Origin of the sequence: Amycolatopsis nigrescens CSC17Ta-90 (genome assembly GCF_000384315.1) — a bacterium.
In the GTDB taxonomy this organism is placed as follows: Bacteria; Actinomycetota; Actinomycetes; order Mycobacteriales; family Pseudonocardiaceae; genus Amycolatopsis; species Amycolatopsis nigrescens.
In genome coordinates, this window is record NZ_ARVW01000001.1 from 5072849 (window position 1) to 5092700 (window position 19852).

20 protein-coding genes are annotated in these 19852 nt (G+C 66.1%); 6 read left to right on the forward strand and 14 right to left on the reverse strand.

The window, feature by feature from the left end; genetic code table 11:
* The first annotated feature begins 103 nt into the window (after positions 1 to 103).
* The gene (locus AMYNI_RS0124115) at positions 104 to 1381 is read left to right on the forward strand and encodes an aminotransferase family protein (protein ID WP_040405931.1); all 1278 of its coding nucleotides are present in this window, start codon (positions 104 to 106) and stop codon (positions 1379 to 1381) included.
* Positions 1382 to 1432: 51 nt separating this feature from the next.
* Here the strand turns inward: AMYNI_RS0124115 and AMYNI_RS0124120 are convergent, their stop codons facing one another.
* The 8 genes from AMYNI_RS0124120 to AMYNI_RS0124155 all read right to left on the reverse strand — a co-directional run bounded on the left by AMYNI_RS0124120 (position 1433) and on the right by AMYNI_RS0124155 (position 9414).
* Complete coding sequence (locus tag AMYNI_RS0124120; RefSeq protein WP_020670631.1) at positions 1433 to 1768, reverse strand: hypothetical protein; 336 nt, start codon at positions 1766 to 1768, stop codon at positions 1433 to 1435.
* Positions 1769 to 1777: 9 nt separating this feature from the next.
* The gene (locus tag AMYNI_RS0124125; protein WP_020670632.1) at positions 1778 to 3139 is read right to left on the reverse strand and encodes a DUF2867 domain-containing protein; all 1362 of its coding nucleotides are present in this window, start codon (positions 3137 to 3139) and stop codon (positions 1778 to 1780) included.
* Between the two features lie 29 nt (positions 3140 to 3168).
* On the reverse strand, positions 3169 to 3828 hold the full coding sequence (locus tag AMYNI_RS0124130) for a peptidylprolyl isomerase (protein WP_026360863.1): 660 nt from the start codon (positions 3826 to 3828) through the stop codon (positions 3169 to 3171).
* A gap of 39 nt (positions 3829 to 3867) precedes the next feature.
* Positions 3868 to 4176: a hypothetical protein gene (locus tag AMYNI_RS0124135; RefSeq protein WP_157357462.1), complete on the reverse strand. Its 309-nt coding sequence runs from the start codon at positions 4174 to 4176 to the stop codon at positions 3868 to 3870.
* A 32-nt stretch (positions 4177 to 4208) separates the two neighbouring features.
* Complete coding sequence (locus tag AMYNI_RS0124140; RefSeq protein WP_020670635.1) at positions 4209 to 5165, reverse strand: threo-3-hydroxy-L-aspartate ammonia-lyase; 957 nt, start codon at positions 5163 to 5165, stop codon at positions 4209 to 4211.
* The gene (locus AMYNI_RS0124145) at positions 5162 to 5809 is read right to left on the reverse strand and encodes a helix-turn-helix transcriptional regulator (protein ID WP_020670636.1); all 648 of its coding nucleotides are present in this window, start codon (positions 5807 to 5809) and stop codon (positions 5162 to 5164) included. Before AMYNI_RS0124145 ends, AMYNI_RS0124140 begins: the two co-directional genes overlap by 4 nt.
* Before the next feature lie 64 nt (positions 5810 to 5873).
* Entirely contained in the window at positions 5874 to 8471 is a 2598-nt protein-coding gene (locus tag AMYNI_RS0124150; RefSeq protein WP_020670637.1) for an arabinosyltransferase domain-containing protein, read from the reverse strand.
* A gap of 148 nt (positions 8472 to 8619) precedes the next feature.
* Positions 8620 to 9414 (reverse strand): GNAT family N-acetyltransferase, encoded by a 795-nt coding sequence (locus AMYNI_RS0124155; protein WP_245573989.1) that lies wholly within the window; start codon positions 9412 to 9414, stop codon positions 8620 to 8622.
* A 165-nt stretch (positions 9415 to 9579) separates the two neighbouring features.
* On the opposite strand from AMYNI_RS0124155, the gene AMYNI_RS0124160 reads away from it, so the two are divergent.
* The gene (locus tag AMYNI_RS0124160) at positions 9580 to 10218 is read left to right on the forward strand and encodes a phosphatase PAP2 family protein (RefSeq protein ID WP_169515765.1); all 639 of its coding nucleotides are present in this window, start codon (positions 9580 to 9582) and stop codon (positions 10216 to 10218) included.
* 3 nt (positions 10219 to 10221) lie between these two features.
* On the opposite strand, the gene AMYNI_RS0124165 is transcribed toward AMYNI_RS0124160, so the two are convergent.
* The 6 genes from AMYNI_RS0124165 to queC form a co-directional block, all read right to left on the reverse strand.
* The gene (locus tag AMYNI_RS0124165; protein WP_040407259.1) at positions 10222 to 10878 is read right to left on the reverse strand and encodes a response regulator transcription factor; all 657 of its coding nucleotides are present in this window, start codon (positions 10876 to 10878) and stop codon (positions 10222 to 10224) included.
* A gap of 12 nt (positions 10879 to 10890) precedes the next feature.
* Entirely contained in the window at positions 10891 to 12468 is a 1578-nt protein-coding gene (locus AMYNI_RS0124170; protein WP_157357464.1) for a sensor histidine kinase, read from the reverse strand.
* A gap of 167 nt (positions 12469 to 12635) precedes the next feature.
* Positions 12636 to 13406: a GTP cyclohydrolase I FolE2 gene (locus tag AMYNI_RS48315; RefSeq protein ID WP_084628445.1), complete on the reverse strand. Its 771-nt coding sequence runs from the start codon at positions 13404 to 13406 to the stop codon at positions 12636 to 12638.
* Position 13407: 1 nt separating this feature from the next.
* Positions 13408 to 13764, reverse strand: a complete 357-nt coding sequence (gene queD / locus AMYNI_RS48320; protein ID WP_040407260.1) for a 6-carboxytetrahydropterin synthase QueD — start codon at positions 13762 to 13764, stop codon at positions 13408 to 13410.
* Entirely contained in the window at positions 13764 to 14399 is a 636-nt protein-coding gene (gene queE, locus AMYNI_RS0124180; RefSeq protein ID WP_020670643.1) for a 7-carboxy-7-deazaguanine synthase, read from the reverse strand. Before queE ends, queD begins: the two co-directional genes overlap by 1 nt.
* A complete protein-coding gene (queC, locus tag AMYNI_RS0124185) occupies positions 14396 to 15091 on the reverse strand; it encodes a 7-cyano-7-deazaguanine synthase QueC (RefSeq protein WP_020670644.1) in 696 nt (231 codons plus the stop codon). Before queC ends, queE begins: the two co-directional genes overlap by 4 nt.
* 108 nt (positions 15092 to 15199) lie before the next feature.
* On the opposite strand from queC, the gene AMYNI_RS0124190 reads away from it, so the two are divergent.
* Genes AMYNI_RS0124190 through dbpB (AMYNI_RS48335) form a run of 4 tightly spaced genes read left to right on the forward strand, consistent with a single transcriptional unit; the run spans position 15200 to position 19585 of the window.
* Positions 15200 to 16087: a hypothetical protein gene (locus AMYNI_RS0124190; protein ID WP_026360867.1), complete on the forward strand. Its 888-nt coding sequence runs from the start codon at positions 15200 to 15202 to the stop codon at positions 16085 to 16087.
* A 2-nt stretch (positions 16088 to 16089) separates the two neighbouring features.
* On the forward strand, positions 16090 to 17211 hold the full coding sequence (gene dbpB / locus AMYNI_RS48325; RefSeq protein WP_211225507.1) for a DGQHR domain-containing protein DpdB: 1122 nt from the start codon (positions 16090 to 16092) through the stop codon (positions 17209 to 17211).
* Positions 17208 to 18461, forward strand: coding sequence for a tRNA-guanine transglycosylase DpdA (dpdA, locus tag AMYNI_RS48330; protein ID WP_084628446.1), 1254 nt, complete (start codon positions 17208 to 17210; stop codon positions 18459 to 18461). Before dbpB (AMYNI_RS48325) ends, dpdA begins: the two co-directional genes overlap by 4 nt.
* Before the next feature lie 8 nt (positions 18462 to 18469).
* On the forward strand, positions 18470 to 19585 hold the full coding sequence (gene dbpB / locus AMYNI_RS48335; protein ID WP_084628447.1) for a DGQHR domain-containing protein DpdB: 1116 nt from the start codon (positions 18470 to 18472) through the stop codon (positions 19583 to 19585).
* The last annotated feature ends 267 nt before the right edge of the window (positions 19586 to 19852 follow it).

A 19852-nucleotide genomic window follows, 5' to 3' on the forward strand; every position in this document is an offset into this window, starting at 1 on the left:
AGGTCCTTGCCTCGTAGCTGGGGCACGATGGAGTGTGCTGGGTACACGCCGATGTGCGCGACGATAGCCGAGGGCAGCCCCGGCGAGAGCGAGGAGGACACCGATGGCATCAGGACGGTCGGAAAATCCACTGTGGCATCCGTTCGCGGACATGGGCGCGGTGGACGGAGATCGTTTCGTACTGTCCAGGGGCGCCGGCTCGTATGTCTGGGACGAGGATGGCCGGAAGTACTTCGATGCCACCGCGTCGCTCTGGTATGCGAACTTCGGGCACGGCCGTGAGGAGATCGCGGAGACCGTCGCTGCGCAACTGCGCAAGCTGGACGCGTACGGGATCTTCGGGTACTACGCGAACGAGCCCGCCATGGAGCTGGCCGAGCGGATCGCCGCGCTGGTGCCGATGGAGGGCTCGAAGGTGTTCTTCGGCTCGGGCGGCGGGGACGCGATCGACTCCGCGGTGAAGGTGGCCAGGGCGCATTTCGTGCAGCTCGGCAAGCCGGAGAAGGTGCATGTCATCGGCCGTACCCAGGGCTACCACGGCACGCACGGCTACGGCACCGCGGTCGGCGGCATCCCGGCGAACGGCATCGGGATCGGCCCGCTCGACAGCGACGTGTCGCATGTGCCCTACGACAGCGCGGAGGCGCTGGAGGCGGAGATCGAGCGGCTCGGCGCGGACCGGGTGGCCGCGTTCTTCTGCGAGCCGGTGATCGGCGCCGGCGGTGTGCTGCTGCCGCCGGACGGCTATCTCGAAGCGGTCGCGGAGATCTGCCGCCGGCACGGCGTGCTGTTCGTGGCGGACTGCGTGATCACCGCCTTCGGCAGGCTCGGCACCTGGTTCGGCATCGACCGGTGGCCGATCTCCCCGGACCTGATCACCATCGCCAAGGGCATCACCGGCGGCACCATCCCGCTCGGCGCGCTGATCGTCGCGCCGCAGGTGGCCGAGCCGTTCTTCACCGGCTCGCCCGGTGCACCGGTACTGCGGCACGGTCCCACCTACGCCGGGCATCCGGTGGCCTGCGCGGCGGCGCTCACCACGCTCGACATCTACCAGCGGGACGGCCTGATCGCGCGCGGCCGCGAGCTGGAGCAGCCACTGGCCGACGCGCTGGCCGTGGTGGCGAAGCACCCGCTGGCCGGGGAGGTACGCGCCGGGCTCGGCTTCATCGCCGGTCTCGACCTGGCGCCGGACCTGCTGGCGTCCGATCCCGGCGCGCCGGCCCGCTGGCAGCGCGCCTGCCGGGAGGAGGGCGTGCTGGTCCGGCCGCTCGGCAAGGGCATCGCCCTTTCCCCGCCGCTGATCGCCGCCCAATCCGAACTCGACCTGCTGGCCGACGCCCTCCCGCGCTCCCTCGACCGCCTCGCCCAATCCACCTAGCCAGTGCCCCTCAAGGCCACCTTTGTTACCTCTGAGGTAGCAAAGGTGGCCTTAGGGGGAGGTGGTGGCGTAGGTGCGGACGGATCGTTCGGCCTGAAGGCAGCCGTCGAAGACGGTGACCTGCGATTCGTCCGTCGACAGCCGGTGCCACGCCTGCTCGCCGGCGGCCGGGTCCAGCTCGCCCAGCAACGTGGCCGCGTACACCCGGCCCGCCGGTGAACCGTCGGTGAGCAACTGTTCGGCCCGGTCCCTTGCCGCGTCGCCGGCGGCGCGCGCCCGGCGGTAGGCCTCGGTCACCGGCAGCAGCTCGTTCGCGAAACCCACGCCGCCGAACGCGACCACGTCGGCGGTGCGCAGCTGGTCGAAGACGTCGTCGAGTTCGCTCATCACCCCAGGCTAGGCTCGCCGCGCGATATTCGCCGCCATCAGGCCGAAGACCAGGTCGTGCACCGGTTTCTGCAGATACCAGTAGGCCGTGCCGCCGAGGCCGGAGGAGTCGAAGGTGACGGTCTGCCGGTAGATCGCGCCGGCGCCGTCCGGCTCGGCGGACATCCGCAGCCGTGCGGTGCCCGGCATCTTCAGGTCCGCGCGCAGCACGAGCAGGCGCCGCTCGTCGTCGCGCTCCTCGACCGTCCACGAGTCCACCGCGTCACCGGGCCGCAGCTCACCAGGACGGCCGCGGTGCAGCCCGGCCCCGCCGAGCAGCTGGTCGATCGCGCCGCGCACGGTCCACACCAGCGGAACCGTGTGCCAGCCCCGGTCGCCGCCGACCCCGGTGATCACGTCCCACACCCGCCCGGGGCCGGCTTCGGTGCGCACCGAGCGGTCGTCGACGAACGGGTCCTCGCCGGGCGGCGGCCGCTCCGGATCGACGCCCGCCTGCCGCACCGCGCGGTCGAAACTGGTCAGCCCGCCGGGCGGGTCGGGGATGTGCCTGGCGATTTCGTGGTCCGCGCAAGGCAGATCGTGTTCCAGCGACCGCAGCAGCGACTCCGCGACGGCGGCGGGCACCGGGGTCAGCGCGCCGACCGCCGCACCGGCCAGCCGGTGCGACCAGAGCGGCAGCGGCACCGGGACCGGCAGCCGGACCGGGAGCCCGGCGATTCTGGCGTAGCGCTGCACCAGCCGGTGGTAGCTGAGCAGCTGCGGCCCGCCGATGTCGAAGGCGCCGTGCACCGGCCCGGTCAGCTCGGCGGCCGCGGTGAGGTAGTGCAGCACGTCGGCGATCGCGATCGGCTGGCTGCGGTTGCGCATCCAGGACGGCCGGAGCAGCAGCGGGGACAGGGGCACCGTGCGGCGCAGGATCTCGAAGCTCGCCGAGCCGGCGCCCACGATCATCGACGCCTGTAGCACCAGCGCGGGCACCGCGCCGGCGAGCAGGATGTCACCGACCTCGGCGCGCGAGGCCAGATGCGCCGACACTTCGCCGTCGCGCGGTCGGATGCCACCGAGGTACACCAGCTGCCGGACCCCGGCTCCCGAGGCCTGTTCGGCGAGTGTGGCCGCGGCCGCCCTGTCGACCGCGGCGAAGTCCGCGTCGGCGAGGGAATGCACCAGGTAGTAGGCCACTTCGACGCCGTCCAGCGCACTGGCCACCGCGGCCGGGTCGCGCACGTCGCCCTCGACCGGCTCGACGCCGCCGGGCCACTTCCCGCCGCCGCGCGCCATTGCCCGCACCTGGTGCCCGCGCGCGGTCAGCTCGGCCACCAGCCGCGTGCCGACGTAGCCAGCCGCCCCGAGCACCGCACACCGCGTCATGCCCCGACGCTAGGCCACCGGTGCCGGGCTCACCGCCCGACGGTCACGAAGTGGATCTTGACGGGCTCGGCGGGCAGGCCGTCCTCCGCACCGTTCTCGATCCCGGCCGCGACGATCCGGTCCAGCACCCGCATCCCGTGCTTGACGTGGCCGAGCACGGAGTACACCGGCGAGATGTTCGCGTGGCTGTGCACCACGAAGAACTGGCTGCCGTTGGTGCCGGGGCCCTGGTTCCCCATCGCCACGGTGCCGCGCGGGTAGGTCTCCTCGCCGGTCACCTCGTCGGCGAACTTGTAGCCGGGCCCGCCCTTCTCGACCGAGTAGATGTCGCCGCACTGGAGCACCCCGAGCCTGGCCGAGTTGGTCAGCCGGAAGCACTGGGTCCGGTCGTAGAAGTCCTTGCGCGCCAGGTGAACCAGGTTGTGCACGGCACAGGGCGCGTTGCCGCGGTCCAGCTCCACCACGACCCGGCCGTAGTTGGTCCACAGCGTCGCGTCCACCGTGCCGCGGGTGCTCGCGGACGGCTTCGGCGGCCGGACCGGGCGGGCGGCCGGGTTCTCCGGGGTGGGGGTGAACTCGCACCGCACCTTCCCACCGCCGGACGGCCGGTCGGCCGCCTGCGCGACGCCGGCGGGCAGGGAGGCGAACAGGACCACGGCCGCGACGGCGGCCAACCAGCGCGTTCTCATGGTGGTCAACCTAGCCGCCGGGCAAGCCTCGCGGCACCCTCATTCGGCGGCTTCGTTGATCACCCAGCCGCGCTGGAACGCGGGGAAACGTTCGCGGATGATCTCCACATCCAGCTCGATCCGGCCCGCCTCCATGGCGAGCATTTCGGCATAACGGTAGTCGGCGGTGAACAAAGTCCACTTTGTTCGAGTGCCGTCGTCCTTACGGTCGTAGATGAAGATGGCGGCCCACTGGTTCTCCGGTGAGTCACCGATCTGGCGCAACTCGTGGAGCAGGTTCTCCTCGAGGAGGTTCCCGAACAGCCGGGCGTACCCGGCGATGACTATGTCGGGCTCTTGGTTTTCCACCTCTCCGACCATAAGCGCCGGGGTACCGTCCGTCACGACCCCAAGAGCTCAATGAACCGCCGAACGCCGATATTGCCGCCGGAGAGGACCACCCCGACCTTGCCCTCGACCTCGCCGGCGGCTCCGGTGAGCAGTGCCGCGAGGGTGATCGCGCCGCTGGGCTCCAAAACGATCTTGAGCCGTTCGAATGCCAGTTTCATGGCGTCCCTGATCTCCTCGTCGCGCACCAGCACGATCTCGTCGACCAGTCGGCGGTTCACGGAGAATGTCATTTCCCCGGGAATGTCCGCCGCCTGCCCGTCGGCGATCGTCCGCGGCACTTCAATGCTCACCCGTTCGCCCGCGTCGAGTGACCGTTTGGTGTCGTCGCCCGCCGCCGGTTCGACGCCGACCACCCTGATTCCCGGCCGCATCGCCTTGACCGCGGTGGCGCAGCCCGCCATCAGCCCGCCGCCGCCGATCGGCACCAGCAGGGTGTCCAGGTCGGGCACCTCTTCCAGCAGTTCCAACGCGACGGTGCCCTGTCCGGCCATCACGTGCGGGTGCTCGTACGGCGGGATCAGCGCGAGCCCGCGCTCGGCGGCGAGCCGTTCGCCGAGCTCGACCCGGTTCTGCGTGTAGCGGTCATAAGTGACGACCTCCGCGCCGTAACCGCGGGTGGCGTCCACTTTGGCCTCCGGGGTGTCCTCGGGCATCAGGATCACCGACGGCACCCCCGCCATCCTGGCCGCCAGCGCGACCGCCTGCGCGTGGTTGCCGGAGGAGTACCCGGCCACCCCGCGCCGCAGCTGCTCCTCGCTGAGTTGGGAGATCGCGTTGTACGCGCCGCGGAACTTGAACGCGCCGATCCGCTGGAAGTTCTCCGCCTTGAGGTGCACCTGCGCGCCGGTCAGCTCGTCGATGGTGCGCGCGGTGAGCACCGGGGTACGGTGCGCGACCCCGTGGATCCGCTTGGCGGCGGCCAGCACGTCGTCGAAGTTCAGGATCATGGTTCCTCCGGTTCGTTCTTTCGGCATTCGGTGAGGTCGGCGTAGGCGGAGGCGCGGGAGATGCCCAGCCGCGCGGCCACCCTCGGCACGGCCCGCCGCACGGCGAACACGCCCCGCCGGTCCAGCGCGGCGATCAGCCGCAGCCGTTCCTGCCGGTTCAGCCCGTCCACCGGCTTGGCCATGGCGAGCTCTTCGGCGCGCACCACCGCGTCCACCACCTCGTCGAACTCGTCGGTGAAGGTGGTGGCCGGCATCGTTTCCGGGGCGACCCCGGCCAGGTCGCCGAGCAGATCCGCGACCTGGCGCAGTGCGGTGACGTCGATGTTGATGCACAGCGCGCCGAAAACCTGGCCGCGCTCGTCGCGCAGCGGCATGGTGGACGACTTCAGCTGACGGCCACCCGGCGTGGTGGTCACGTAGTTCAGCTCGTTGCCGGCCTGATCACCCTTGGCCAGCAGGCCCATGCCGATCTCGCTCATCGAGCCGCCGACGTGCCTGCCGGTCAGCTCGCCGGCGATGGCCACCACGGACTTCTCCGGTCGTCGGAAGTCGTGCAGCACCACTTCGCAGGAACGGCCGAAGGTCGCGGCGATGCCCTGCACGATCGGCTTCAGCGATTCGAGCAGTGCGTCGGCGGTGGTCATGACCGACAGCTTAGACGTTCTATCCAGGTGCTGGACAGAAAATCTGAGTTAGCTCACATTCCGCTCAGGAAGGCGGGTCCTGGCCGACGTACTCCTTGGTGGCGTAGCCGGGACCTCGTTGCCAGCCGGGCTGCTCGGCGGTGGACCGGCGCACCTCGAAGCCGTCCGTGCGGTAGCGGTAGTCGATCTCCAGCAGCGGGCCCCACAGGTCGGGGTCGTTGTTGTGCAGCAGTTCCGATGGCAGCTCGCGGTACTCGGCCACCTCGGTGATCGGTGCGAAAACCCCGCCGTGCGGCTGGTAACTGCGGGTCAGATCGCCGTCGTACCGGTAGCCGCCGGGTGCGACGACCATGACGGCGGGCGGCTCGAGCAGCCCGTCCGCCAGCACCGGCAGCCGGGCGCACGGGTACCAGAACGAGATCGGCCAGTCCACGATCGCCGGTCCCGGCTGCCCGGCCAGCACCTCGGTCAGGCTGCGGTCGGTGCCCCCGTCGCGGACCCGGACCGCGTCCGCGGCGCCGCAGGTGGAATCGGTGATCGAATGCAGGTTCGCCGCGGTGGTCGACCAGGAGCCGCGGCCGTACTGGTTCAGCGCGGCCGTGCCGAGCAGCCCGGCGGTCAGCACCGGCATGGCGAGCAGCGCGACTCCGGCGATGCCGATCGCCGTCCAGCCGGCGAACCGCACCGGCCAGGACGCACCGTCCGGTGGCAGCCGCCGCGTGAGCGGGACGACCGCGACCACGGCGCCGGTCGCCAGTATCACCAGCGGATTGGCCGGCACCCCGTCGAAGAGCGGTTTCTCCAGGCCCGTCATGCCGAGCCGCTGGTATCCCCACCAGGAGTTGACCCCGTTCATGCTGACGCTGACCAGCAGCGTGACCAGGAACAGGGCGCCGAGCCGGACCACCCAGCCGGCCCGTTCCCGGCCGAACGCGCGGGGCAGGCCGGCCAGGCCGAAGGCGAGCACGAGCGCGGTCGCGAAGGCGAGCGCGGAGAAATGGGACGCCACCTTGGTCGGGGTGAGCACCAGCATCGCCAGCCCGGCGCCGAGCCAGGCGAACGGCCAGCCGAACGGTCCGGCGAAGGTGCTGTCCTGCCGGTTTCGCAGCCGCAGCACCAGCACGATGAGCATCATGCCGATGCCGAGCAGCACCGGCAGCCTGCGGAACGGGTGCTGTTCGAAGGTGAACTCGACCGCGACGTCCTGGCCGAGCACGGCCTGGTAGCGGTTGAACTCGTTGTACCAGGCCGAACTCGCGCCGTACCAGAAGCGGGCGCCCGCCGAGTCGAGGAAACCGCCGAGGCCGGAGTTGACGAACACGATCGGCGCCGCGACCGTCATCGCGGCCAGCGTCAGCGTCACCAGCAGCGCCCGCGTCCTGGTGTGCTCCAGCCGGCGGCAGGCGTGCACCAGCCCGAGCACCAGCGGGATCACCGCGAGCATGCCGGTGGAGGTGACGGTGAGGGAAAGCCCGGCCGCGACCCCGCCGACGATCAGCCAGGCCGGGGTCTCGGTGAGCTTGGCCCGCACCGCGGCGTAGCCACTGACCGCGAGGCACAGCGTGACGAACGGTTCCGGCCGCAGGCCGAGCCCGCCCGGCATCCACGCAACGAAGAAAGCCGCCGCCAGCAGCCAGTGCGGCACCTTCGGGGCGTCGGTGTACCGGCGCAGCAGCCGCACGATGCCGAGCATGAGCAGCCAGCTCGCCAGCCCGGCGAGCATCGACGGACCGCGCACCACCAGCGGTGCCCAGGAGAGCTGGAACAGCGGGGCGAACAGGTGCTGGAGCAGTACGGCCGGCGTCTCCGCGGCGTTGAGCGCCATGTAGTAGTCGCCGGCGAACCCGGCGCTGTCCAGGTTCCGGTGCATGCCGAGGAACCAGCCGTCGTCGACGGTCTGCGCGCCGAGCACGCCCCAGCCCGCGATCCCGGTCGCGACCAGGCCGGTCCACACCGCGTCCACCCAGCGTCGGGGCCCTTCGGCGGCGTCGCGCGGGCGGACCGTGCTGCGGAAAACACGGAAGCCGGCGATCAGGCAGCCGAGCACGCCCAGCCCGCAGCCGATCATCAGCCCCAGCTTGAGCGGGGTCGGCGCGGTCTGGAAGCGGGCGTCCGCCTCGGCGCGCGCGGCGACCTTGCCGAGCGCTTCCTCGGCGGGCAGCTCGGTGACGAACGCCGCCACCTGCGGCACCCGAGTGTCCACCCGCACCAGTTCCCGGCCGTCGGCCAACCCGGCGACCAGCGCGTGCTCGCTCGCGCGCACCTGGTAGGTGCAGTCCGTGCCAGGCGCCCCGCCGAGCGCGTGCTCCTGGTTCGCGGTGGTCAGGAAGAGCTGGCGGTCGCGGACGGTCAACGCCAGTCCCCAGTTCGGCAGTTTGTCGGAGTCCGGTGGGAAACTGGAGAACGCGGTGAACGAGTCACCGGGTTCCGCCGAAGCGACCACGGAACACGCCAGATCCACGTCCAGCCGGAGCGGCCGGTACGGCATGAACATCGCGACCGTCGGTTCGGGCGCCTGTCCCGCTTTCGGCCAGTCGACGTCGATCCGGTCGCCGCGCACCGGTGCGAACGGAATCGCGATCGCCAGTGCGATGGTCGCCAGGGCGAGGCCGAGCAGCCAGCGGAAACTTGCGGCTGGTGTCCCGGCCGGACGGTGAGCCATGATCCCCTGCTCGCTTTTCCGTGGCGGACTGTGGCACTTGGCGGGTGTTCGTCACTTTGCCCTGGTCATGATCCCTGACCTGACGCGTGCGCGCTCGCTGAAGACAGTCGTCAAAGAGAAGAAAGAAAGGTTTCCGAATTGCCGAATTCTATTCGGGTTGTCCCGGCGTGATGGCGTACTCGCTGAAGGTGCCGCATTCGCGGAAACCCAGGCGGTGATAAACCGGTGCGCCTTCCGTCGACGCCTGGAGCACCGCGGTCCGGTAGCCGTTCTCGCGGGCGACGCGCAGGGTGGCGATGGTCATCGCGCCGCCGAAACCGCGCCGCCGCCAGTCGTCGATGGTGCAGATGTTGTAGATACCGGCCACCCCCGCGTGGCAGAAGACCTCCGCCGAGCAGACCGGCACGCCGTGGCGGTAGCCCACCAGATAACGCGCGGGACAGCCGGGATCGAGTGCGACGGCCGCGGCGCCTGCGTAGAAACGCCGGACGGTGGCCGAAGGCGGGTCCCAGTTCGCGGCGAGGATCTCGGTGTAGTCGGCCAGCTGTTCCCGGCTGGTCACGGTGCGGATGACCAGCCCGTCGGGCAGCGGCTGTGCCGGCAGCTCGTCGAGGGGCGCCCACATGGCCTTTTCGGACTCCGACTCGGTCAGTCCCGCGGCGGTCAGCCTGGCGTCGAGCCCGGCTGAATCGGGGCCGACCCACCAGGAGAACGTCCGCTCGGTGGCGGCCAGCGTTCGCACGGTCTCGGCGATGCGCAGCTCGGCATCCGCGCCGAACCGGGCGCGGGCGACGATGTTGAAGGTGTCGTCGTCGATCCCGCTGTCCGCGATCAGCAGGTCACCGGTCTCGGTGACGTTCGCGTCCGGCAGTCGCCGGTGCAGATGGCAGGCGTGCTCGGCCAGGTTGGCTTCCATGCTGGTGAGCAGGTCGACGGGTCTCACGATGAGCGATTCCACCACCTCGCGGCGAATCGCGCACGTCGATTAACGACCGGCAGGGTCGTCCCCCTGCCGGAAGACAGGGCCGGCCCGTGGCGGCCGGCAATCGTGCTGGGCCGTGCCCGAAACCTAGCGTCGAACACAACTAGAATGATCAAGGGAGGCTTTGTGTTCGCACCGGAATTCAGCATCGAGTGGTATCGCGCCATCACCGAATTCGCCGCCGGTACCCCGTCCTGGTTGCGCTGGCTCATGGAGCTGGGCACCGACGGCGTGCTGCTGTTCTTCGGGGTGATGTTCCTGCTCGGCTGGTGGCGTGCGCGCGGCCGTTCCGCCGCCACGATGGCCGTCGCACTACTCGGCCCGGCCGCCACGCTCACCGCGTATCTGGCGAGCGAGGTGGTGAAGACCTTCTGGCAGGAAGACCGTCCCTGCCGTGTTCTGTCCAATGTGGTCAGTATCGCGGAATGTCCGTCCTATGGGGACTGGTCCTTTCCCAGCAACCATTCGGTACTCGCCGGTGCCGCCGCCACCGCGATGGTGCTGAGCCGGTACCGGACCGCGGTGCTCGCCGTTTTCGTCGCACTGCTCGCCGCCGCGTCCCGCGTTTTCGTCGGCGTGCACTATCCGCATGACGTGCTGGCCGGGCTGCTGCTCGGGGCGCTGGTGGTGACCGCGGTGGTCTGCCTGCTGCGGGCTCCGATGACGTCGTTCGTGCGCAGGCTGCGCGGGCACCACAAGCTGTGGCGACTGGTCGCGGCCGGGCCGGTGGAAAGCGACCCGGCGACGATCCGCTTCCGTCGCTGACGCTCAGAGCAGCTCGCTCACCAGTCCGGCCTCGTAGGCGAGAATGGCGGCCTGCACCCGGTTGCGCACCCCGAGCCGCTTGAGGATCGTGCTCACGTAGACCTTCACGGTGCCTTCGACCACGTGGATCCGCCCGGCGATCTCGCCGTTGGACAGCCCGGCGCCGAGCAGACCGAGCACCTCGCGCTCGCGTTCGGTGAGTTCGCCGACGCTGCTCGCCGCGTCCCGGCCCAGCTTTCCGGTGCCGCCCAGCTGGTTCAGCACTCGCCGCGCCACCAAGGGCGAAAGGTAGGCGGCCCCTTCCGCGACCGCCCGCACCCCGGCGATGATCTCGCGCGGGTCGCCGGTCTTGAGCACGAACCCGCTGGCCCCGTTGTCCAGCGCACGGGCTATGTAGGTGTCCTCGGTGAACGTGGTCAGCACCAGCACCGCGGTCTCCGGCGCGAGCCGGCGGATTTCGGCCGCCGCGTCCAGCCCGGTGAGCTCGGGCATCCGGATGTCCAGCAGGGCGACGTCCGGCCGGTGCGCGCGCACCAGCTCGACCGCCTGCCTGCCGTCCGCGGCCTCGGCCACCACCTCGATCCCGGGATCGGCGGCGAGCACCGCGCGTACGCCGAGCAGCACCACGGCCTCGTCGTCGGCCAGCACCACGCGGATCAAGTGCGCCCCCACTCAGCCGAGAAAGTCCTTGGCGGCCAGCCGGTCCGCCACGAAACACAGACGGTACAGCTCGTTGCGGGCGCCATCGAAGGGGTTCAGGTGCGTCCCGTAGTACCGGCAGTTCGCGCCGGCCGGCACCGCCGGTTCGTCCTCGGGCCCGGTGTCCACCCTGGTCCGGCCCGGCAGCACCGCCTGGACTTCGGTGAGCGGCTGTCCCGTCCGCAACCGTTCGAAGTCGGCCGGCCGCAGCACCGAGGTCGCGTGGTCGTAGACGGTGTAGCCCAGCACGACCGCCGCGGTACCGACCACCACCAGCCCGGCCGCGGTCATCGACCTGGTGAAGCTGCGCCGCACCCGCCGTCGTGCCTGCTCGTGCCGGACTTCGGACTCTGACTGTTCCGGCTCGCGGGGCACCGGCCCCGGCTCATGCGGCAGCCGCGCGGTCACGGTGAACCCGTCCCCGTCCGGCCCGGCCCGCAACTCCCCGCCGACCAGCCGCACCCGCTCAGCCATCCCGGTCAGCCCGTGCCCGCCGCCTGCTACGGCCCGGCCGACCCCCGGCCCGTTCTTTATGGACACCACGGTCTCCCCGGCCACGGTTCGCCTTCCACCCGGCCCCTTGCCCGCAGTCTCCCCGACCGCGGCCCGCCTTCCGTCCGGCTCCTTGCCCGCCGTCTCCCCGGCTACGGCTCGCTTTCCGCCCGGCCCGTTGGCCACGGCCTCCCCAGCCGCGTGCTCAATGTCCACCGTCACCGAGGCCCCCACCGCGTGCTTGGCCGCATTGGTCAGCGACTCCCGCACCACCCGGTCGACCGTCCGCTGCACCATCTGCGGCGGTTCGTCACCGCTGACCCGCAACTCGACGCCCAGCCCCGACGCGCGATTCCTCGCCACCAACTCGTCGAGCGTTTCGGCCGCGGACTCCTCCCGCAGCAGTTCGACCACTTCCACCAGCCGCTCAGCCGCCCCGGTCACCGCCGCCCTCGCCCCACCCGCCGCCGCACGATGCCGCTCGTCAAGCCCCGCGTCGAGCTCCAACGCCCCGATCCGCAACGCCGCCAGCCCCAGCTCGTGCCCGACCAGGTCATGCATGTCCCCGGCCAACCGCGCGCGCTCCCGCATCCTGGCCTGCTCCGCGACCAGCCGCTGCGCACGCTCCAGCAACTCGGCCCGCTCCCACCCCGCCCGCTCAAGTTCGAGATAGTCGCGCCGATACCGCCCCACCGACCACGGCACCAGCCCGAACAGCAGCACCCCGACCATCCCGGTGAACCATCCGCTCGCCACCACCGGCACCAGCGGTATCAGCAGCACAACGCCCCCGCCAACCCCCACGAACCCGACCACCGCCGGCCTCGCGCTGCTCATCCGCACCCCTGCCAGATAACTCAGCACGATCACCGTCAGTAGGAACGGCACACCCCCGACCTCCGGATACTCCGGCCGCGAGAACAACGCCACCTCCCACAACACGATGGCCCCCACCATCGCCCCCAACGGCCACCGCACCCTCACCCCCACCAGCCCCGCGACCGCGACCACCGCCCCCGCCGTCTCCCACCACCCGAACCGCCCCGGATGCGACGTCACCCCCGCCCACCCCACCGGCACACACAGCAACCCCCACACCAGCCCCAACCTCACCCACCCAGTCCGCATATCCCGGAGGCTACGTGAACCGACCCGGTAGCTGGACTACTGAGAGCGTGCCGGTCAGAGCCGATCCTTGTAGCGCGCCTGTGGTCAGGCTTCGCTGACTACTCCGCCACGACCAGGGCTACCGCATTGTGGCTATGAATGCTTTCCAGGTTCACTACCTGCACGCGATGGAGAAGATTACGGTTCCGGCACTCGGCTGAGATGTGCCGGGCCATGTCTTCGACAAAAACAGGATTTTCATAACCTTGCATTGTCAACACTCGTTCGTCCGGACGTTTGACGAGTGGGACGACCGGTGCAGAACCACTGTTCCGCACGATCTCCACGGCATCCGACAATGTCAGCGGGTATGGATCGTCGCCTGAACCGTTTACTGAAAGTGTCACTCGGCTTCGCTGATTGTGGGCACCGTAGTCGGAGATCTTCTTCGAGCAAGGGCAGACGCTCGTGACTTCGGATAGAACAGAAGTGGTGACCTTGCAGGCCCTCTCCGTCAAAGCTGCGGTTAAAGTAACGTCATGCACTAGACATGATTCCTCCCGCGACGCTGGTGCGGTAGTTTTCGTGGTGATGGGAAATGTTAGAGAGAGTTCAATTCCCGGCGCGTCCAGCAGGTGAACACCCGCCTTCAATATCTGAGGGAGTTGGCGTGGGTCGAAATCTTGGAAGTGTTCGTGAACCAGGGCAACCATGCGGCTCATGTGAGTTCCCCGCCGGTCCGCTTGCAGGCGTACGGTTACGGATGCCGTCGCAACTGCGGGCTGATGCAGTACGCCGTCGTTGAAGACCAGTGGGTACCGGAGTCCGGCGATCCCGACCTGGTCTATCTCTATTCCCCGTTTATCGAATTCATTTTGTACGTCATGCATGTCAGTGTCCTCGATACGTGCAGCCTGATGTGCAAGTTTCACGCACCGTTATTGCTGACAGGGTGGCGAGGGTCGGCTTAAGGCGATCCCAGATCCACTGGGCCAGTACTTCGCTGGTCGGGTTTTCCAGCCCCTCGATCTCATTGAGGTAGTAGTGGTCGAGTCTGGCTTGGAGGGGTTGAAATGCTTGCTTCACGTCCCCGAAGTCCATCACCCACCCTTGAGTCGGGCCGACCGTTCCGGTCAGGTGCACGGTGACTCGATAGGAGTGTCCGTGAAGGCGTGAGCATTTGTGTCCATCGGGCACGTTCGGCAGTCGGTGAGCCGCTTCGAAAGTGAACTCGCGAAAGATTTCCATCATGGGATTCCGAGGTGCTTGTGAGTTTGCAGGGACAGGGACCAGCGGGGATTCTTCAGACAATACTCAACCGCTGCCTGAGTGTTCGCCGCTTGGTTCTCGTTGTCCATCGGTTGCAGGCGGAATGAGGTGAAGTCCAAGTGCTCGAACTGGCCGGGGTCCCCACCGGCCTGTGGGTAGACCAGTTTGAGTTCGTCGCCGCTGGTGAGAACGAGTTCTGCGCCTATCTTCGGGCTGACACAGGTCCAATCGATGCCTGGTGGTGCCATCCGTGTGCCATTGGTCTCGACCGCGATCTCGAACCCGCGGTTGTGGAGAGCCTCCACAACCGCGGAGTCGAGTTGCAGGAGGGGTTCACCGCCCGTGCACACCACGAAACGACGTCCACGGCTGGTCGACGGCCACGCGGCTTCGACGGCAGCGGCCAACTCGTCGGCGGCCGAAAAACGACCGCCGCCTTCTCCGTCCGTGCCGACGAAGTCTGTATCGCAGAACTGGCAGATCGCTCGATAGCGATCCGCCTCTCGCCCGGTCCACAGGTTGCAACGAGAGAACCGGCAGAAGACAGCTGGCCGGCCCGCATGAGTGCCCTCGCCCTGCAGGGTGTAGAAGATTTCCTTGATCAGGTAGGTCATGCGCTCTGGTACTCGATCGGGTCAGAAGTGCCCGCCTCGGCGAAGCCCTTCAAGCGGAGCAGGCAGGTGTCACAACGACCGCAGGCGCGTCCCTGCGGGTCGGGGTCATAGCAACTCGAAGTGAGTGAGTAATCGACGCCCAGTCGTAGGCCTTCGCGGATGATGTCGGCCTTGGACATGGTGATCAGAGGTGAATGCAGCTTGAGCCGTGCCTTGCCCTCGACCCCCGCGCGAGTGGCGAGGTTGGCCATGTCCTCATACGCAGACATGTAGTCTGGCCTGCAGTCCGGATACCCACTGTAGTCGACGGCGGTCACCCCCGTGAAGATGTCAGTTGAGCCCACCACCTCTGCGTACGCGAGCGCGAAGGACAGAAAGATTGTGTTGCGGGCAGGTACGTAGGTCACAGGGATCGTGTCCGATCCAACTTCGTCGACGGTGTTGTGCTTCGGCACAGACACGTCCGAGGTCAGGGCTGAACCACCGAAGATCCGCAGATCGATGTCAGCGATCTTGTGATCGGCAGCCCCTTGGATGCTGGCAACTCGCTCGGCGGCCGCCAGTTCGACGCTGTGCCGCTGGCCGTACCTGAAGCTCAGGGCGTACGGCGTGAACCCCTGGTCCTTGGCGATGGCTAACACCGTCGTTGAGTCGAGACCGCCGCTGAGCAGTACGATCGCAGGTCGTCCCATCGCATTCGCCTTCCAATTGATTCATGATCCGAGTACAGCCTAGCTCTGCAACTATGGTGTGGAGTGACCGACACGGAGAAGCTAGTTACCACGAAGGAGCATAGACGGGTGACTCAACTGTCGGTGGTAGTGACCTGCACGGAGCGTAAAGTTATGCGGGCCCGTCCAGAGTTGCAGGTCAGGACACTGCCGAGTGGTACGGTTTCGAGCCGGGTTCGCCGGTGGTGCTCGCTCCTCGACGCCGAGGCGGCAACCCTGCCCCTGAACGAGCTCTACCAAGGCGAGCACTGGGTGCAGGCTAAGACCCTGCTCGGCGCTGCGGAGGCTGCTGGCTTCTCCCCTCGTCTGTGGGTCGCGTCGGCGGGTGTGGGACTGCAGCCGGCCACGGACACGTACCCGTCCTACGCGGCGACTTTCAGTCCCAGACATGCGGACACGGTGGCCGACACCTCGGATGATCGAAGGCTGTGGTGGCAGAACTTGGCGGAACGTATGGGCAATCAGAAACTGGTCGACCTCGCCGCAAAAGGGCCTGTGCTGCTCGTGTTGTCCGAGGTCTACGCCAGTGTCCTCCAGTTCGATCTCGTCGAGTTGGGGAAGGCGGGGAGCGACGTGCTGCTGGTCGGCGGGCTTACAGACATCGAGGGAATTCACAGGGTGCCGGCCAACGGCGCCTTACGCTCGGCTCTGGGGGGAACGCTAACCGGACTGAACGTGCGGATGGCAGCGTCCTGGCTGGAGCACTGCCGCAACGGCGAACTGGCCGGGAGCAGCACGGTGGCGGCCTGGGGGCGGTGGGCTGCGAGTGCCGCGCGAACCGAAAGGTACGATCGGCAGCCGTTGACGGATGCGCAGGTCAAGGCATTCATCCGGCAATCAGTCCAGGTGTATCCGGACTACTCCCGGACTAAGCTGCACCGATTGCTACGTGACAGCGGTCGAGCATGTGAACAGAAGCGCTTCGCCGCGCTGTACACCGAGACGATGGGGGAGTGATGATGATCAAGCGGCGCGCTCTGAAGGTGCTGCAGCATCCGAACATCGACCTCTATCTTTTCGCTCTCGCAGCTGATGAGGTTGCCCAAGTGGCTGACATTGCTCGAATATCAAGGGATGCAGCTGGGAAGCTTATCGGTTATCAGCGGCCAGAGAAGAAACAGCATGTCAAGCAGATCCTCGAATACCTCGATGGTGACGATGTCCTCTTCCCCAATGGCCTGATCATGGCCTTGCCTGCGACTGTTCGCTGGCGTGCCAGCACGGGCCCAGGTGTGTCGGACACGCTTGCCAAGGCGGGCACGATCGAGATACCGATCGCCGCGTCTCTGGACGAGCCAAGGCCGGCCTGGATTGTTGACGGGCAACAGCGAAGCGCCGCGCTGGCAAGAACCAAGAACACTCGCTTGCCTGTTATTGTGGCTGGATTCGTGGCCGAGGACATCGCGACCCAGCGCGACCAGTTTTTGCGTGTGAATACGGTGTCGCCGTTGCCCACGAATCTGGTGTCGGAACTGCTGCCGGAAGTGTGGACCCCTCTGCCGGCTAAACTTTCCGCGCGTAAACTCCCGTCGGCGCTGGTCGACATCCTGAACCATGACCAGGATTCACCATTCCGGGGCCTTATCAAGCGTGCTTCGACCGGCCCTGATCAGCGTGGTATCGCAGTGGTTACTGACAACAGTCTGGTCACGGCAGTCGAGGAGTCTCTTAATTCCTCCGCCGGGGCACTTTTCCTCTATCGTAACTTGTCGACCAGTACAATTGACACGGCGGCTATCCGTAAGATTCTTGTCTCTTACTGGACTGCAGTACAACTTACTTTTCCTGACGCGTGGGGTAAGTCGCCGGCGAAGAGTCGACTGATGCATGGTGTTGGCATCCGGGCGATGGGGCGGCTTATGGACAAGGTTATGACCCACGTTGATGCAGACGCGGACGATCTTGTGGAACGCATCCGTCGGGAGATTAAGCTGGTAGCGGCACACTGTCGATGGACTGAAGGGCGGTGGGACGAGTTGAATATTGATTGGAATGAGTTGCAAAACACCCCACGTCACATCTCCGTGCTGTCGAACTTTCTTATCCGTGTGTATGTCAAGTCGAGGTCGAGTGCGAAGTGAAATTCTACTTTCCGGACAGTCAGGATCTTATTAGTCCGACTTACGACTTTATGCACGATGAGTACCTTCCAACTCGAGTGCGTCAACGTGACGATGTGTACGCGCACGAGATTATGAAACCTCTGCCATATGATGGAATTCTGGTTAGTAAGGCCATTGTTGACGGTTCGATCAAGGGGGCGGGGAAGTATGCTGCTTCGCAGCGTGCCCGTCTCTATCGGATGGGTGTCCGCAAATTCTTCCGTCTTCCTGGTGAGATCTCCAGTCTTGGGGACTGTGGTGCCTTCAATTATGTCGAAGAAGAGTTTCCACCGTACTCTATAAATGAGGTTGTTGACTTCTACGAGGAGTGTGGATTCGATTCAGGTGTCAGTATCGACCACGTGATCTTCGGGTACGTGCCTAATGCTGACGAGAAAGATGTGGACGAAGCATGGGTGAAGCGTCGGCACATTTCTTTGAATCTGGCTGAAAAATTCTTGTCCGCGCTCCGTGATCAGGGAAGTTCGGTCGAGCCTGTTGGTGCTGCACAAGGTTGGAGTCCTGCTAGTTATGCGGACAGTGTGGCGCGATTGCAGGACATGGGGTACCAGCGAATCGCTCTTGGTGGGATGGTGCCATTGAAGACACAAGATATCGTTGCCTGTCTGGCAGCAATCAAGCCGCGCCTTAAGAATGCCACCGAGTTGCACCTCCTGGGTATCAATCGGGTTGACAGCATGGACGAGTTTGCTCGGTATGGCGTCACGAGCTTTGATAGCACATCTGTGTTCCGTCAGGCATTCATGGATGACCGTAACAATTACCACACGGATGCCACAACATACACGGCGATTCGTGTTCCTCAAGTTGATGGAAATCCGGCCTTGAAGAGGCTGATACTCTCAGGTGCTGTATCTCAGATGGCCGCCGTGGCTGCGGAACGGGATTGTCTCGGACTGCTGCGTTTGTTCGACGCTGGCACGGTTGGGCATGAAGAAGTCCTGGAGGCACTTGCCGCCTATGAGAAACTTGTGCATGGTGCAGACCTGAAGAAAAAGAGCTACCTTTTGCACTATCGGAGGACTCTGGAATCAGCGCCTTGGAAGACTTGCCCGTGTGCGTTGTGTAAGAAGCATGGCGTGGACATTGCTATCTTTCGGGGGACCGAGCGCAACAAGCGTCGCGGGTTCCATAATCTGACCGTGTTGGAAGCCAAGATGCGCGGCCTTGGAGGTCGGGCCAGCTATGATCAAGCCTTTCAGAACTAGGAGCACATGTGGCTGACCAGTATACCCTCCGGGTTCCGGCACTTGAGGTCCGCCAAGGGCGCCGTCGAATCTACTGCTTCGCTGTCGATGGCAAGAAGTTGAATAGCTTTGCGGCGGTGTCCCGAATTCGACGAGGCGACGATGAACAATTATCTGGATATCAGCGTCCGGAAGTTCTAAATCATATTCGGGGGATTCGGCGATACTTGGAATCCAAAGGTGCGATGCTGCCGAATGCTATCGTGGTCGCTTTTGAAAAGAAGCGCGTCGAGTTTGTACCGTCACTGCTGACGGAAGACGCTGTCGACTACTCGATACCTGGTGTGCTGGTGATACCTATTGACGAGAGTCTTCCGGAAGAAGAGAAGCCGGGCTGGCTTGTGGACGGTCAGCAGCGTGCTGCCGCTATCCGTGATGCGGACCTGGCAGAATTTCCGGTGGCAGTGGTCGGGTTCATTGCGGACAGTGAAAAGGAGCAGCGCTCACAGTTTATCCTGGTGAACTCCACCAAGGCTTTGCCCAAGGGGCTCATTCATGAACTGCTACCGGATACTACGGGGCATTTGCCGCCATCGTATGTGCGCCGGCAACTGCCTGCGCAATTAATGACTCGACTAAATGGGGATCGAAAGAGTCCCTTTTATCGTATTATTGCGACCCCGACGGCTCCAAAGGGATACATCAAGGACAACAGTGTCCTGAAGATGGTCGAGCACAGCCTTTTTGAAGGTGCTCTTTATCAATACCGAAACCCGGTCGACGGTTCCGGCGACGTCAAGAGCATGGTGGCTCATCTGATCGCTTTTTGGTCGGTTGTGCGGGACGTCTTTCCGGATGCGTGGAACAAACCTCCACGTAGTTCCCGGTTGACTCACGGTGTCGGTATCCAATCTCTCGGATTCGTCATGGACACGTTGACTGACGGCCAGCTGCCGGAGGAGGTCGGATCACCGGCCCTCCGTATGGCAATCGAAGGACTCGTACCTCACGTCGCCTGGACGTCCGGAAGCTGGTCCATGGGCAGTGGCGAGGAACGTCGCTGGAACAGCCTGCAGAACACCCCCAACGACGTCCGGCAGGTAACGTCGCACCTTCAGCGGGTGCTAAAGCGGCCGAAGCACTGATCGTAGGCATCGACGAGGCACGTCGCGTCGCGAACTGTGCCTGACCAGTTCGTAGCTCGGCCAGTCGGTCTTTGGCTGGCCGAGCTCACGCGGTAATCAGACGTCGGCTCCATGTCGGAGGGCGATCGCAACTGAGAGCCGCAATCGTTGTTCGCCCTATGCCGGATCCCAGCAGTCGCCGCCTGAGCGGGCCTCGGATCCGAGGCCCGCCCGGACCAATCGGTATGCGCTAACTCGTTGGCGCGTTGTCAGTAGTGAACCTGCTTT

Coding starts and splice junctions, on each gene's coding strand:
- AMYNI_RS0124115 (WP_040405931.1), top strand. CDS start 104: ATGGCATCAGGACGGTCGGAAAATCCACTGTGGCATCCGTTCGCGGAC.
- AMYNI_RS0124120 (WP_020670631.1), bottom strand. CDS start 1,768: ATGAGCGAACTCGACGACGTCTTCGACCAGCTGCGCACCGCCGACGTG.
- AMYNI_RS0124125 (WP_020670632.1), bottom strand. CDS start 3,139: ATGACGCGGTGTGCGGTGCTCGGGGCGGCTGGCTACGTCGGCACGCGG.
- AMYNI_RS0124130 (WP_026360863.1), bottom strand. CDS start 3,828: ATGAGAACGCGCTGGTTGGCCGCCGTCGCGGCCGTGGTCCTGTTCGCC.
- AMYNI_RS0124140 (WP_020670635.1), bottom strand. CDS start 5,165: ATGATCCTGAACTTCGACGACGTGCTGGCCGCCGCCAAGCGGATCCAC.
- AMYNI_RS0124145 (WP_020670636.1), bottom strand. CDS start 5,809: ATGACCACCGCCGACGCACTGCTCGAATCGCTGAAGCCGATCGTGCAG.
- AMYNI_RS0124150 (WP_020670637.1), bottom strand. CDS start 8,471: ATGGCTCACCGTCCGGCCGGGACACCAGCCGCAAGTTTCCGCTGGCTG.
- AMYNI_RS48315 (WP_084628445.1), bottom strand. CDS start 13,406: ATGCATGACGTACAAAATGAATTCGATAAACGGGGAATAGAGATAGAC.
- queD (WP_040407260.1), bottom strand. CDS start 13,764: ATGGAAATCTTTCGCGAGTTCACTTTCGAAGCGGCTCACCGACTGCCG.
- queE (WP_020670643.1), bottom strand. CDS start 14,399: ATGACCTACCTGATCAAGGAAATCTTCTACACCCTGCAGGGCGAGGGC.
- queC (WP_020670644.1), bottom strand. CDS start 15,091: ATGGGACGACCTGCGATCGTACTGCTCAGCGGCGGTCTCGACTCAACG.
- dbpB (WP_211225507.1), top strand. CDS start 16,090: ATGATCAAGCGGCGCGCTCTGAAGGTGCTGCAGCATCCGAACATCGAC.